This window comes from Pantoea sp. JZ29 (genome assembly GCF_035190385.1).
Taxonomy (GTDB): Bacteria; Pseudomonadota; Gammaproteobacteria; order Enterobacterales; family Enterobacteriaceae; genus Pantoea; species Pantoea stewartii.
Window position 1 is genome coordinate 1,133,645 of record NZ_CP045241.1, and the last position, 12,115, is coordinate 1,145,759.

Annotated in this window: 12 protein-coding genes; 9 read left to right on the forward strand and 3 right to left on the reverse strand. The window is 54.6% G+C overall.

Annotated features, from left to right (window positions below; all coding sequences use genetic code 11):
- The first annotated feature begins 5 nt into the window (after positions 1–5).
- Positions 6–1,154, forward strand: coding sequence for a 3-phenylpropionate MFS transporter (locus GC090_RS05455; protein ID WP_110268117.1), 1,149 nt, complete (start codon positions 6–8; stop codon positions 1,152–1,154).
- Here the strand turns inward: GC090_RS05455 and csiE are convergent.
- A complete protein-coding gene (gene csiE, locus GC090_RS05460; protein ID WP_324021044.1) occupies positions 1,136–2,404 on the reverse strand; it encodes a stationary phase inducible protein CsiE in 1,269 nt (422 codons plus the stop codon). The genes GC090_RS05455 and csiE overlap by 19 nt on opposite strands.
- 156 nt (positions 2,405–2,560) lie before the next feature.
- On the opposite strand from csiE, the gene GC090_RS05465 reads away from it, so the two are divergent.
- The 3 genes from GC090_RS05465 (at position 2,561) to GC090_RS05475 (ending at position 5,362) form a co-directional block, all read left to right on the forward strand.
- Positions 2,561–3,187, forward strand: coding sequence for a DUF1007 family protein (locus GC090_RS05465; RefSeq protein WP_006120642.1), 627 nt, complete (start codon positions 2,561–2,563; stop codon positions 3,185–3,187).
- Positions 3,178–4,158, forward strand: coding sequence for a nickel/cobalt transporter (locus GC090_RS05470; RefSeq protein WP_039340000.1), 981 nt, complete (start codon positions 3,178–3,180; stop codon positions 4,156–4,158). Before GC090_RS05465 ends, GC090_RS05470 begins: the two co-directional genes overlap by 10 nt.
- Before the next feature lie 190 nt (positions 4,159–4,348).
- Positions 4,349–5,362: a TIGR04086 family membrane protein gene (locus GC090_RS05475; RefSeq protein WP_039339998.1), complete on the forward strand. Its 1,014-nt coding sequence runs from the start codon at positions 4,349–4,351 to the stop codon at positions 5,360–5,362.
- A gap of 46 nt (positions 5,363–5,408) precedes the next feature.
- Here GC090_RS05475 and suhB read toward each other — a convergent pair whose 3' ends face one another.
- Positions 5,409–6,212: an inositol-1-monophosphatase gene (gene suhB, locus GC090_RS05480; protein ID WP_006120639.1), complete on the reverse strand. Its 804-nt coding sequence runs from the start codon at positions 6,210–6,212 to the stop codon at positions 5,409–5,411.
- A 119-nt stretch (positions 6,213–6,331) separates the two neighbouring features.
- Between suhB and trmJ the strand changes: the two genes are divergently transcribed.
- The 5 genes from trmJ (at position 6,332) to sseB (ending at position 11,189) form a co-directional block, all read left to right on the forward strand.
- Entirely contained in the window at positions 6,332–7,081 is a 750-nt protein-coding gene (gene trmJ, locus GC090_RS05485) for a tRNA (cytosine(32)/uridine(32)-2'-O)-methyltransferase TrmJ (RefSeq protein ID WP_033740902.1), read from the forward strand.
- Positions 7,082–7,214: 133 nt separating this feature from the next.
- Positions 7,215–7,712: a Fe-S cluster assembly transcriptional regulator IscR gene (gene iscR, locus GC090_RS05490; RefSeq protein ID WP_006120637.1), complete on the forward strand. Its 498-nt coding sequence runs from the start codon at positions 7,215–7,217 to the stop codon at positions 7,710–7,712.
- A gap of 89 nt (positions 7,713–7,801) precedes the next feature.
- Positions 7,802–8,962, forward strand: coding sequence for an IscS subfamily cysteine desulfurase (locus GC090_RS05495; RefSeq protein WP_033740900.1), 1,161 nt, complete (start codon positions 7,802–7,804; stop codon positions 8,960–8,962).
- Between the two features lie 123 nt (positions 8,963–9,085).
- Positions 9,086–10,372 carry an aminopeptidase PepB gene (gene pepB, locus GC090_RS05500; RefSeq protein ID WP_324021046.1) on the forward strand — a complete coding sequence of 429 codons (1,287 nt, stop codon included), beginning with the start codon at positions 9,086–9,088 and terminating at the stop codon, positions 10,370–10,372.
- 52 nt (positions 10,373–10,424) lie between these two features.
- Positions 10,425–11,189 carry an enhanced serine sensitivity protein SseB gene (gene sseB / locus GC090_RS05505; protein ID WP_185199544.1) on the forward strand — a complete coding sequence of 255 codons (765 nt, stop codon included), beginning with the start codon at positions 10,425–10,427 and terminating at the stop codon, positions 11,187–11,189.
- A 35-nt stretch (positions 11,190–11,224) separates the two neighbouring features.
- Here sseB and sseA read toward each other — a convergent pair whose 3' ends face one another.
- Positions 11,225–12,067, reverse strand: coding sequence for a 3-mercaptopyruvate sulfurtransferase (gene sseA, locus GC090_RS05510; RefSeq protein WP_324021048.1), 843 nt, complete (start codon positions 12,065–12,067; stop codon positions 11,225–11,227).
- Positions 12,068–12,115: the final 48 nt, after the last annotated feature.

Here is a 12,115-nt window from a genome sequence, read left to right on the forward strand (position 1 = left end):
GGAACATGGCAATCGGCTCCGCCAGATGGCTTGGATTAAGCTATTTCACCTACTTTTTTTGTTACGGTATTTACCTGCCTTTCTGGGGCGTCTGGCTAAAAGGCGTGGGACTGAACCCCGAACAAATTGGCCTGCTGCTTGGCTGCGGCATGGTGGCGCGTTTTGTAGGCAGTTTGTTCATCGCCTCGCAGGTTAAACATCCTTCTCAACTGATTACGGCGTTGCGGCTGCTGGCGCTGCTGACCTGTCTTTTTGCCGTGGGATACTGGACTGGACAACAGTGGTTGTGGCTGCTGTTAGTGATGACCGGCTTTAATCTGTTTTTCTCCCCGCTGGTGCCTTTAAGTGATGCGCTGGCGGCGACCTGGACGCAACAAATTGGTCTGGCCTACGGGCCGGTGCGCCTCTGGGGTTCTCTGGCCTTCGTCATCAGTTCGTCGTTGACCGGTATGCTGGTGACGGCTTTTTCATCCCAGGCGATTTTAATGCTGCTGTCAGCGGGCGTCATAAGTATGCTGGCGGGCATGTTGCTGACGCCGCAAACACACCCTCAGGGCAGCGAACGCAAGAGCAACGTCAGCGGTGGCTGGCAGGCCTGGCGCGATCTGATACGGGAAAACGCGGTCTGGCGTTTCATGGTGTGCGTCACCCTGCTGCAGGGAGCGCATGCGGCCTATTACGGCTTCAGCGCGATCTGGTGGCAGGAAAGTGGCTATTCCGCCTCGTGCATTGGTTATCTGTGGTCGCTTGGCGTGGTGGCAGAAATTGTGATCTTTGCGCTGAGTCACCGTCTGTTTCACCGCTGGCAGGCGCGCGATTTACTGCTGCTGTCCGGCGTTTGCGCGTTAATTCGCTGGAGCCTGCTGGGGGCCAGCACGGCACTGCCGGTGTTGATTGTGGCGCAAATTCTCCACTGCGGTACGTTTACGGTCTGCCATCTGGCAGCCATGCGTTTCATTGCTTCGCGGCAGGGTGCGGAGGTGATTCGGTTGCAGTCGCTCTATTCGGCGCTGGCGATGGGCGGCGGTATCGCCGTGATGACGATGATTTGTGGCGTGCTGTTTACCCATCTTCATGGACAGCTGTTTTGGGTGATGGCGCTGGTGGCGCTGCCTGCGCTGTTTCTGCGCCCGCGTCAGGACTCCAGCAAATAACGAATGCGTTGCTGATGATATTCGGTCAACGGCAATTCTGCATGGATCAGCGGGGGCGAAAACAGCGGCAGGGAGGTGACGTAAGGCGAGATGATCAAATCAACTTCGCGCGGCGCGCCGTCGCGCTGAAAGTCATCCACATGCTGATAGGTGATATTAACGGGTAATAAGGTGATTTCCCGGATCTGCTGCTCAACGTCCTGTTCCAGCGCCGGATCGTCACCGGTCAGGAGCAGCACCTGTTTTTCCTGAAGGGCGCTGCTCTGCATCAGCCAGGCACCAAAAATAATGGTTATCAGACTGACTTCTTCCGGTTTAAAACAAATCGCGTATTCCTGCTCAAACGCCACCAGCGCCTGCTGAGTGGTTCGCAGCAGGCGCGGATAAAGCCTGGTTACGTCTTGTGCCACACTGTCATCAATGCCAATAGTAAAGTAAGTGCGATCCAGCGCCTGCGCCAGGTGCGTATACAGTTGCTGCTGGAGTTCGGCACGTTCAGGAAAAGGGGCGCCTGACGAAGCCTCGAAGTCATCGATCAGCTGATGCGTGGCGCGCATGAGCCGCTGTTCACTGGCGTGACGGATGGCGTCCGGATGCGGCGCGTGGATGAGGCTGAACAGTAATGTCCAGAAGTCGGTTTCACTCGCATCCGGTGCGAGATGGCACCGTTTTTTCCAGTGACGAATGACATCAGTGGCCGCGCGGCGCTCCGCCTTCATCGCCAGCCAGTCCTGCTGTTGTGCAGTAAAGAGGGCAGGCTGGCGCTGGCACAGGCCGTATTTCATAAATATTTGTAAAAAGAGTTGATCGCGTGTACTGAAAGGGCGATCAAGGCACAGGCTGCAGTGCTGGATGAGTGCCTGTAGATTGGTTTCATCGTAGAGCGCCTTCTCAATTTTCATTTGCTTAAGGCGCTGGCGAAGCGGTGTCGCAAAATGCTCACAGACAAACGTCTGCGACAGACGCAAACTGCGCCGCAGGTTATGTATAAGACAAATTCGTCTGTCCAGCTCTGTACCATGAATGCGCAAGCTGCCATCCACCATTTGGTGAAGTTCCAGTTGATGATAGCGCTGTATCTCATCACCCACGGCGGCAATATCTTGCCTGGCGGTGGCAGCATCCACGCCGTTAAGCAGGCTTAACCGCGTGAGCGTCAGCACGGGAGTGGGCAGAAACAGCAATAACAACAGGTGGCAGCGACGCTGAGAAACGGTGAAGAGTGGTGCTGAAGATGTAGCAGAACTCATCAATCAATATTCCCGCTGGCTATTTTTTAGCTAAGAATAGTCAACTGCCCTGACCGGTGAATGGTTTACCCGGTTTTTTGTTCAGAGGTTTAAGGCGGGTCACAAAATTTTGTTACTTATGAAACCTTTTTATCAGGAACGTTACTTTATAACATTATGAAACGCATGTTTTTCGCACTGCTAACCCTGATAAGTTCGTCAGCACTGGCACATCCTCACAGCTTTATTGATATGAAAACGGAACTGGTTGCTGACGGCGATCGGTTTACGGGCCTGAAAATGATCTGGACCATGGATGAAATTACCTCCGCCGATCTTCTTTACGACGCGAGCGATGCGAAACCGGGCACCGTGGTCTGGAAAAAACTGGCAGCCGGCGTGATGGCGAATGTGCTGGGACAACATTATTTTTCTGAAATCTGGCATAACAAGCAGCGGGTGAAGTTCTTGAATCTACCAAAAGAATACAATCTGTCACGCAGTGGCAACAAAGCGGTGCTGGAGTTTGTGTTGCCGCTGGCCGAGCCACCCACATTAACCGGTCAGCGCTTTGAGATTCTCACCTTCGATCCCACATATTTCGTCGACATGTTCTATGACAAGCCTGACGCCTTAACCGTGCCGCCAGCGTTGCAGTCACGCTGCGCCTTCACCTTGCATACGCCAAAGCCGAATGACTCGTTGAAGCAGTATGCCTTATCGCTCGACAAGGCCGATGCGCCACCCGAAGAGATGGATCTGGGCAGGCAGTTCGCGCAAACGGTGATTCTGACATGTCACTGACGACCATAGCGCGGCCCAAAAAACGGCTGTGGCCACTGGCAGTATTCATGGTCGGGCTGGTGACGGCGGTCAGCGCGATCTGGCTGTACTGGCCGCAAATTCTGCTGCAAAGTGTGCTCTGGCAAAAAATTCTCAATCGCGAGATGACGCAGCTCCTGCAACAGGTCGCCGAACATCCGCACCGGGCTGGCCTGTCATTACTGGCGTTTAGTCTGGTGTACGGCATCCTGCATGCGTTAGGACCTGGGCACGGTAAGGTTGTTATCACCACTTTCCTGGCCACTCATCCGGCAAAACTGAAAACCAGCATGAAGCTGACGCTGCTGGCATCGCTGTTACAGGGTTCAGTCGCGATTGTTCTGGTAACCCTGATGCTGGTGGTATTGCACACCTCATCACGCCAGTTGCATCTGAGCAGTTTCTGGCTGGAGAAGGGCAGTTATCTTCTGGTGATTGCCCTGGGAATCTGGACAGGTTATCGGGCGGTCAACTCTCTGTGGCGACTGTTCCGACCGAAACCGGCGATGAACATTCGTGCTCTGCATCCACACCATCATCATGATGATCAGTGCGGCTGCGGTCATGCTCATCTGCCCAGTGCACAGCAGGTAGCCGGTGCCGTTAACGTGAAAACCCAGTTACTGGTGGTTCTGTCGATGGGGCTGCGGCCCTGTTCAGGAGCCATTATGATGCTGCTGTTTGCTAAGGTGATTGGCGTTTACCTCTGGGGCGTCCTCTCGGCGGCGGTGATGGCGATGGGAACGGCCCTGACCATTTCGGCGATTGGTCTGCTGGTGCAGCGCTCGCGTTCGCTGGCGCAACGGCTGAGTGCAAACAGCCACATAAGCGATCGCGCACGCAGTCTGTTGCCTCTGTTGGCTTTGCTGGGAAGCGTCATGTTAATCGTTGCGGGCTGTGCGTTATGGCAATCTGCTCAGCCGGGGTTGGCGGGCGGCATCCGGCCTTTCTGATTTCTATAGCAGCGAAAAGCGTTTTTCGCTGCTCATTCTGCAATATATTCCTCACTATTTTTTATTTTTCTGCTGACTGTTTAGTGGTGAAATTTGTTTTCACTGTCTACGCTGTTAATAGTTAAATCACCTCCCAATAATGGGATGAATAAAAACGGAACGATTCCGTGCTTTGCGAGGAAAATATCTCATGGCTGATACCCGTATTAATAATGGCTACACCGATCCGCTGGTAACTGGAACAGCGGGTTTGCCCCTAAAACGTATTTCATGGAGTGCCGTTTTTGCTGGTGTTATTTGCGCACTGATAATTCACATATTATTAACTCTGCTGGGAACAGCTATCGGCGCGACGACTATTGATCCCCTGCAGGAAGGCAATCCGTTTAAACACCTGGGCACCGGTGCGCTGGTGTGGACGGCGATTGAAATGCTTCTCGCCATCGTCGCGGGCGCCTATGTTGCCGGACGTCTGGCACAGCGCGAAGGCGCGCTGCATGGGTTACTGATGTTTGGCATCAGCACGGTGATAACGATTTATTTAGCCGTCAGTCTTGCCAGTAGCGTATTAGGCGGTGCGATGAACATTCTGGGCACGGGCTTCCAGGCTGTCGGTCAGGGTATTTCAGCCGCTGCGCCATCTGTTACCCAAATGGCAAAAGACAAGCTGCAGGAAAACAATATTAATTTAAATGACATGCAGCGTGAGCTGGAAACGACGCTGCGTCAAACAGGCAAGCCTGAATTACAACCTGAAAAACTGAAGCAGGATGCGAATAATGAAGCGCAGAATGCAGAGAACCAGGCAAATAACACCGCTAATCATCCGCAAACCGCAGACACGGATTTAGCTAACTGGTTTAAAGGCGTTATTGATCGTCATGCTGATACATTACAGGCAGCCGATCGTGAGGCGTTGAAAAATATTATTAAAGCGCGCACCGGCAAAAGCGATCAGGAAGCAGAGCAGATCGTTAATCAGGCAGAGCAGAGCTATCAGCAGGCTATGCAGAAATATCAGGAGCTGAAACAGCAGGCTGAGCAGAAAGCCCGTGAAGCCGGTGAGCAGGCGGCTAAAGCGACAGCGAAAGCCAGCTGGTACGCCTTCTTTATCCTGATTATTGAAGCAGTCCTGGCAGGCGTGATGGGCATGGTGGGACGTCGTACTCAGCCACGTCAGGTGTTGGCGAACGAACGTCGCTAACCGAAAGGCGTTAAAAAAGGCGGCACAGAATGTGCCGCCTTTTTCTTTAGCGCTTCAGCGCTTCGCTCAGTTCATCGCGCATGGACGACAGCAGCGCTTTAACCACACGAGGATTACCGGCCACAATGTTACCTGAATGCAGGTAACCATGATTGCCGGTGAAGTCAGTAACCAGTCCGCCCGCTTCACGCACCAGCAGTTCACCCGCGGCAAAATCCCACGGTTTCAGACCGATTTCAAAATAGCCATCCACACGACCTGCGGCAACATAGGCCAGGTCCAGTGCGGCAGAGCCGGTACGACGGAAGTCCGCACACTGTGTGAACAGTTTGGTCATGATGTTCATGTAAGCCGGCGCGTGCTGTTTTAGCTTGAACGGGAAACCGGTCGCCAGAATGGTGCCATCCAGATCGCGAGCGATGCTGCCGCGCAGACGGTAGCCGTTAAGCTGCGCGCCCTGGCCACGTACGGCACTGAACAGTTCATTACGCATAGGATCATATACCACCGCCACTTCAGTACGGCCTTTAATGCGTACGGCGATAGAAACAGAGAAGTGGGGCAGGCGTTTGATAAAGTTGGTCGTGCCATCCAGCGGATCGATTACCCATTGAATGTCCTGATCTTCACCTTCAAGTTCACCACTCTCTTCAGTAATAATGGTGTGCTTCGGGTAGGATTTACGAATCACTTCGATAATCAGGCGTTCTGCGTCGCGGTCAACATTGGTTACGAAGTCGTTACTGCCTTTCTGGCTGGCTTCGACGGCGTCCGGGGTTTCATAATTCTTGGCAATTAAATTTCCGGCCTTGCGCGCTGCGCGCACGGCAATGTTGAGCATTGGATGCATCGGTATCTCTCGCTGGATGTTAAAGAACGGGGAAAACGGCGCGGAGTATAGCAGGGTGTTCGGTAAATGTCCTGCTTTATGTTAGAGTACGCGTCATCATTTTCTGACCGATCCCAATTATGCTGCAAAATATTCGTATCGTACTGGTAGAAACTTCTCACACCGGCAACATGGGCTCCGTCGCGCGCGCGATGAAAACTATGGGCTTAACTAACCTCTATTTGGTCAATCCGTTAGTGAAGCCGGATTCACAGGCTATCTCGCTGGCTGCCGGGGCCAGTGACGTGATTGGCGAGGCGAAAATTGTCGACTCACTGGATGACGCGATTGCCGGATGCAGTCTGGTGGTCGGCACCAGTGCACGTTCCCGCTCGCTGCCGTGGCCGATGCTGGATTCACGTGAATGTGGCCTGAAAAGTATTGAAGAGGCCCGGCAGGCCCCCGTCGCCCTGGTGTTTGGTCGTGAGCGTGTCGGGCTGACTAACGATGAATTGCAAAAGTGCCATTATCATGTGGCCATCCAGGCGAACCCGGAATACAGCTCGCTTAACCTGGCGATGGCTGTGCAGATCATTGCCTATGAAGTCCGCATGGCCTGGCTGCAGGCGCAGGAAAACGCCAGTCCCAAACCGCAGTACGAGGAATCACCTTATCCGCTGGTTGACGACCTGGAACGTTTCTACCAGCACATGGAACAGATGATGCTGGAAAGCGGATTTATCCGTGAAGCCAATCCCGGCCAGGTAATGAGCAAGCTGCGTCGTCTGTATACGCGCGCCCGTCCTGAGCGCGACGAACTCAATATTCTGCGCGGGATGCTCGCCTCGTTTGAGAAGCGTAAAGGACCGAAACAAAACGGCCCTGAATAGTTGAGTAAAACGCCAGGTTAAATAGTTGAGTAAATTACTTGGTTAAATAGTTGACCAAATTACTCGGGAATGTCAGACTTGCCGTCATCTTCGCTAATCCTCCGATAACCGGACGCTATTGAGGTTGTATGCTATGAGACTGACATCCAAAGGACGTTACGCTGTTACCGCTATGCTGGACGTTGCCCTGCATTCTCACCAGGGCCCTGTTCCACTGGCTGACATCTCTGAACGCCAGGGTATATCGCTCTCTTATCTGGAGCAGCTGTTCTCGCGGTTACGTAAGCACAATCTGGTATCCAGCGTTCGTGGTCCGGGTGGCGGTTATCTGCTGGGCAAAGAAGCCAGCGCGATTGCGGTGGGTGAAGTGATCACCGCGGTTGATGAATCTGTGGACGCCACCAAATGCCAGGGCAAAGAAGGCTGTCAGGGTGGCGAGCGCTGTCTGACCCATGTGTTGTGGCGTGACCTGAGCGTCCGTATTAGCGAATTCCTGAACAACATTACGCTGGCTGAGCTGGTGAATAATCAGGAAATCCTGGATGTGGCCGACCGCCAGAATGCTAACGACAATCGTCGTTTCCAGCACGCCCGCGCACAGGAAATCAACGTTAACCTCCGCGCCTCCTAATCCTCTGCTTCTCCGGCCCTTACTGCTAACGCGGCAGGGGCTGAATCTGCTATAAATACGTATGATTTTTTATACGGAGCTGTAGCGCAATGAAATTACCGATTTACCTGGATTATGCCGCCACGACGCCGGCCGATCCGCGTGTGGCCAGCAAAATGATGCAATTCCTGACGCTGGATGGCACGTTTGGTAACCCGGCCTCCCGTTCGCACCGTTTCGGCTGGCAGGCAGAAGAGGCGGTGGACGTTGCGCGCAATCAGGTCGCGGAGCTGGTCAATGCTGACCCACGTGAAATCGTCTTCACCTCCGGGGCCACCGAATCCGACAATCTCGCCATTAAAGGCGCAGCCCATTTCCACCAGTCGCGTGGTAAACACATCGTCACCAGCGTAACCGAACATAAAGCGGTCATTGATACCTGCCTGCAACTTGAACGTGAAGGCTTTGAGATCACCTGGCTGACGCCAGCAGCGAATGGCCTGATCGCGCCTGACGACCTGCGCGCCGCGCTACGTGACGACACGGTGCTGGTTTCCATCATGCATGTGAATAACGAAATCGGTGTGATTCAGGATATCGCTGCGCTGGGCGCCCTGTGCCGGGAGCGGGGCATCCTGTTCCACGTCGATGCGACGCAAAGCGTCGGGAAACTGGCTATCGATCTCGCTGAACTGCCTGTTGATCTGATGTCGTTTTCCGGTCATAAAGTTTATGGTCCTAAAGGCATTGGCGCGCTCTATGTCCGTCGTAAGCCGCGTATCCAGATTGATGCGCAGATCCACGGCGGCGGTCACGAGCGCAATATGCGATCGGGCACCTTACCGGTGCACCAGATTGTCGGCATGGGTGAGGCTTACCGCATTGCCAAAGCGGTGCGTGAAGAAGAGATGGCCCGCTTGTCGCTGTTGCGTGACAAACTGTGGCACGGCATCCGTGAGACAGGCGGCGTAACGGTGAATGGTGATTTGCAACACAGCTGCGCCAACATACTTAACGTCAGTTTTGCTGATGTTGAAGGTGAGTCGTTGATCATGGCGCTGAAAGATCTTGCGCTGTCGTCCGGATCGGCCTGTACTTCTGCCAGTCTGGAACCTTCCTATGTTCTGCGCGCACTCGGTCTGAACGAAGAACTGGCCCACAGTTCACTTCGCTTCTCACTGGGGCGGTTCACCACTGAAGAAGAGATCGATTATGCCATTGCGCTGGTGCAGAAGTCCGTGACGCGCCTGCGTGAACTCATGAAGTCATAATCAGGCCTGAAGAGGCTGACCACTGCGCACCGGCAACGCCTGCGGTGTGCGGCGTAACATCTGTATGAAAAGCCGTCGCTAAAACAGGCTGGATGAAACGAATAACGAATACGGAGCCCTACAATGAGTACACAACCGATGAATATCACGCTCAGCAACCAGCCCGCCGATGCGCGCTGGGGTGAAAAAGCACTGTTAAGCAGCAATGAAAACGGTATGACCGTGCACCTGCGTGAAGCCGATGCGTTGATGAGCATCCAGCGTGCCGCGCGTAAGCTGGATGGGCAGGGCATTCGTCATGTTGCCCTGACGGGCGAAGGCTGGCATCTGGAGCAGTGCTGGGCCTTCTGGCAGGGCTATCGCAGCCCGAAAGCCAAAAACAGCGTTGACTGGCCGCAGTTGGGTGAACATGAACAGGCGGAGTTTGATCGCCGCCGTAAGATCGTAGGCTGGGTGCGCGATACGATTAACCTGCCTGCAGATGATTTAGGGCCAGAGACGCTGGCGCACAGTGCCGTAGACTTACTGAGCGAGTTAGGTGGCGAAGCGGTCAGCTATCGCATTACCAAAGGCGATGATTTACGTGAGCAAGGCTATATGGGCCTGCACACGGTAGGACGGGGCTCAAACCGTCCGCCGGTTTTCCTGGCACTGGATTTTAACCCCACCGGCGACAGCGAAGCGCCGGTTTACGCCTGCCTGGTCGGTAAAGGGATTACCTTCGATACCGGTGGCTACAGCCTCAAAACCAGTACCACCATGGACTCCATGAAGTCAGATATGGGCGGTGCCGCGACGGTGACCGGTGCACTGGCCATGGCCATCGCGCGCGGACTGAAAAAGCGCGTCAAACTCTACCTGTGCTGCGCGGATAACATGGTCAGCAGCAACGCCTTTAAGCTGGGTGACATCATTCGTTACCGCAATGGCAAGTCGGTAGAAGTGATGAACACCGATGCGGAAGGTCGTCTGGTCCTGGCAGATGGTCTGATCGATGCCAGCGAGCAGAATCCGACGCTGCTGATCGATGCGGCAACGCTGACCGGTGCCGCGAAAACGGCGGTGGGCAATGATTATCACGCCTTGTTTACCTTCGACGATGTGCTGGCGCAGTCGGTGATGGGCAGTGCGGTCAGTGAAAACGAACCGTTCTGGCGTTTGCCGCTGGCAGAGTTCCATCGCAGTCATCTGCCGTCAAACTTTGCCGATCTGAATAACATTGCCAGCCCGGCACATTCTGCCGGTGCCAGCAGCGCGGCGGCGTTCCTGTCCTATTTCGTCAGCCACTATCAGCAGGGCTGGTTACATATCGACTGCTCGGCGACGTACCGTAAGAGCGCGGTCGATCAATGGTCGGCAGGCGCAACCGGCCTGGGCGTGCGCACTATCGCCAACCTGTTACTGAAATAAATGCAATCTCCGCGGTGACCTGGTCACCGCTTTTTGAAGGTAGAAGTGAATGATGAACCGTCTTGAAGAGGTGTTGAAGCTGGCCGCCACGGAGCCTGCCCATCGTCCTGAGTTTTTTCAGCTACTGCTGGAGGCGGATGCATGGGTGCCGGGGGAAAGCACCCAGCAGCAGTTGGATGCCAGCACGCCTGTCGACCTGCAGCACTGGGAAAAAGAAGATGGCAGCAGTGTGATCCCGTTTTTTACCTCCGAACAGGCGATGAGCGAGGCGATCAACGATGAGCAGCCTTATGTGCGGCTGCCGGTACGTACGCTGTTTGAAATGACCCGTGGCGAAACGCTGTTTCTTAATCCAAAGTTGCCCACGGGCAAAGAGTTTTCTGCGGCGGAAATCAGTCATCTGCTGGGGGAAGAGGGCAGTGCCCTGATGCAGCAAACGGTGCTGGAAGGCGGTCAGTCACTGCTGCTGTCAGAAATCGCGGAACCGCCCGCGCAGATGATCGACTCGCTGACGCAGTTGTTCAGCAAATACAAGCAGGTTAAACGCGCTTTCATTGCCAGCATTCGTGAACAGGCGGATGATGCGCCTAATCTGTTGATTGGTATTGAAGCGGACAGCGATATTGAGGCAATTATTCAGGCGGCCGGCAGCGTAGCCACCGATACATTACTGGATGATGCACCCATTGATGTGTGTGAGATTACGGCAGAGGACCGCGGAATCAGTCACTTCTTTACCGCGCACATTACGCCCTTTTATGAACGCCGCTGGGGCAGTTTCCTGCGTGAGTTCAAAGGTGGTCAGCGGATCATCTGACACACTGCGCGGCCTGTTCGGCCGCGCGTTTACCGTTACTTCGCAATCGGCAAATCATCCCGGCTGCCCCATTCGGACCAGGATCCGTCATACAGCGTCACTTCCCTTGCACCCAGAGCCGTCAGCGCCAGAATCAACACCACCGCAGTCACGCCAGAGCCACAGCTGGCTACGATGGGTTTGCTGATATCCACACCGGCTTCCGCAAAGCGTAAACGAAGTTCGGCTTCCGGCTTGAGTGCGCCCTGCTCGACCAGGGTATTCCAGGGCAGATTAAGGCTGTTGGGAATGTGCCCACGGTGCAATCCCGGACGGGGTTCATCGACCTCAGCATTAAAACGGTTCGCCGCGCGCGCATCGACAATTTGCGCGCCGCCTTCATGGCTAATCAGCAAGACATCCGTCAGGCGTTTCACCAGGCCTTCATCGAACTGTGCATCAAACTCACCTTCCGGCAGACTGACCTCGCCCTCAGCCAGCGCATAACCCGCCGTTTTCCAGCCCTGCAGACCGCCAGCCAGAATGGAGACCTGTGCCACGCCAAAGGCGCGCAGCATCCACCACGCGCGGGGCGCAGAAAACAGATTGCCTTCATCATAAACAATCAAATGCTTATCACTGTTGATGCCCAGTTCGCGCATCGCCACCGCGAAGCTTTCGGCCCGGGGTAACATGTGGGGATAAGGGCTGGTGTGATCGGAAAGCGTTTCAATATTGAAAAAAGGCGCACCAGGCAAATGCTCCGCCAGATATTCTTTTTGAATATCGCGCGTGGCTTCCATGCCCGGCGGCAGCATACGCGCATCCAGAACCTGGAGCGTGCCGTCATTAAAATGTTCTTGTAACCAGTCGGCGGACACAAACAGTGGCGTCGTCATAACAACCTCTTCTCTGCAATCTGTGATGCCAGTGTCGGGCAATGTGCC

What these genes read in the sequence shown, in the direction of transcription:
- GC090_RS05455 (WP_110268117.1), top strand. Translation starts at nt 6, where the DNA reads ATGGCAATCGGCTCCGCCAGATGGCTTGGATTAAGCTATTTCACCTAC.
- csiE (WP_324021044.1), bottom strand. Translation starts at nt 2,404, where the DNA reads ATGAGTTCTGCTACATCTTCAGCACCACTCTTCACCGTTTCTCAGCGT.
- GC090_RS05465 (WP_006120642.1), top strand. Translation starts at nt 2,561, where the DNA reads ATGAAACGCATGTTTTTCGCACTGCTAACCCTGATAAGTTCGTCAGCA.
- GC090_RS05470 (WP_039340000.1), top strand. Translation starts at nt 3,178, where the DNA reads ATGTCACTGACGACCATAGCGCGGCCCAAAAAACGGCTGTGGCCACTG.
- GC090_RS05475 (WP_039339998.1), top strand. Translation starts at nt 4,349, where the DNA reads ATGGCTGATACCCGTATTAATAATGGCTACACCGATCCGCTGGTAACT.
- suhB (WP_006120639.1), bottom strand. Translation starts at nt 6,212, where the DNA reads ATGCATCCAATGCTCAACATTGCCGTGCGCGCAGCGCGCAAGGCCGGA.
- trmJ (WP_033740902.1), top strand. Translation starts at nt 6,332, where the DNA reads ATGCTGCAAAATATTCGTATCGTACTGGTAGAAACTTCTCACACCGGC.
- iscR (WP_006120637.1), top strand. Translation starts at nt 7,215, where the DNA reads ATGAGACTGACATCCAAAGGACGTTACGCTGTTACCGCTATGCTGGAC.
- GC090_RS05495 (WP_033740900.1), top strand. Translation starts at nt 7,802, where the DNA reads ATGAAATTACCGATTTACCTGGATTATGCCGCCACGACGCCGGCCGAT.
- pepB (WP_324021046.1), top strand. Translation starts at nt 9,086, where the DNA reads ATGAGTACACAACCGATGAATATCACGCTCAGCAACCAGCCCGCCGAT.
- sseB (WP_185199544.1), top strand. Translation starts at nt 10,425, where the DNA reads ATGAACCGTCTTGAAGAGGTGTTGAAGCTGGCCGCCACGGAGCCTGCC.
- sseA (WP_324021048.1), bottom strand. Translation starts at nt 12,067, where the DNA reads ATGACGACGCCACTGTTTGTGTCCGCCGACTGGTTACAAGAACATTTT.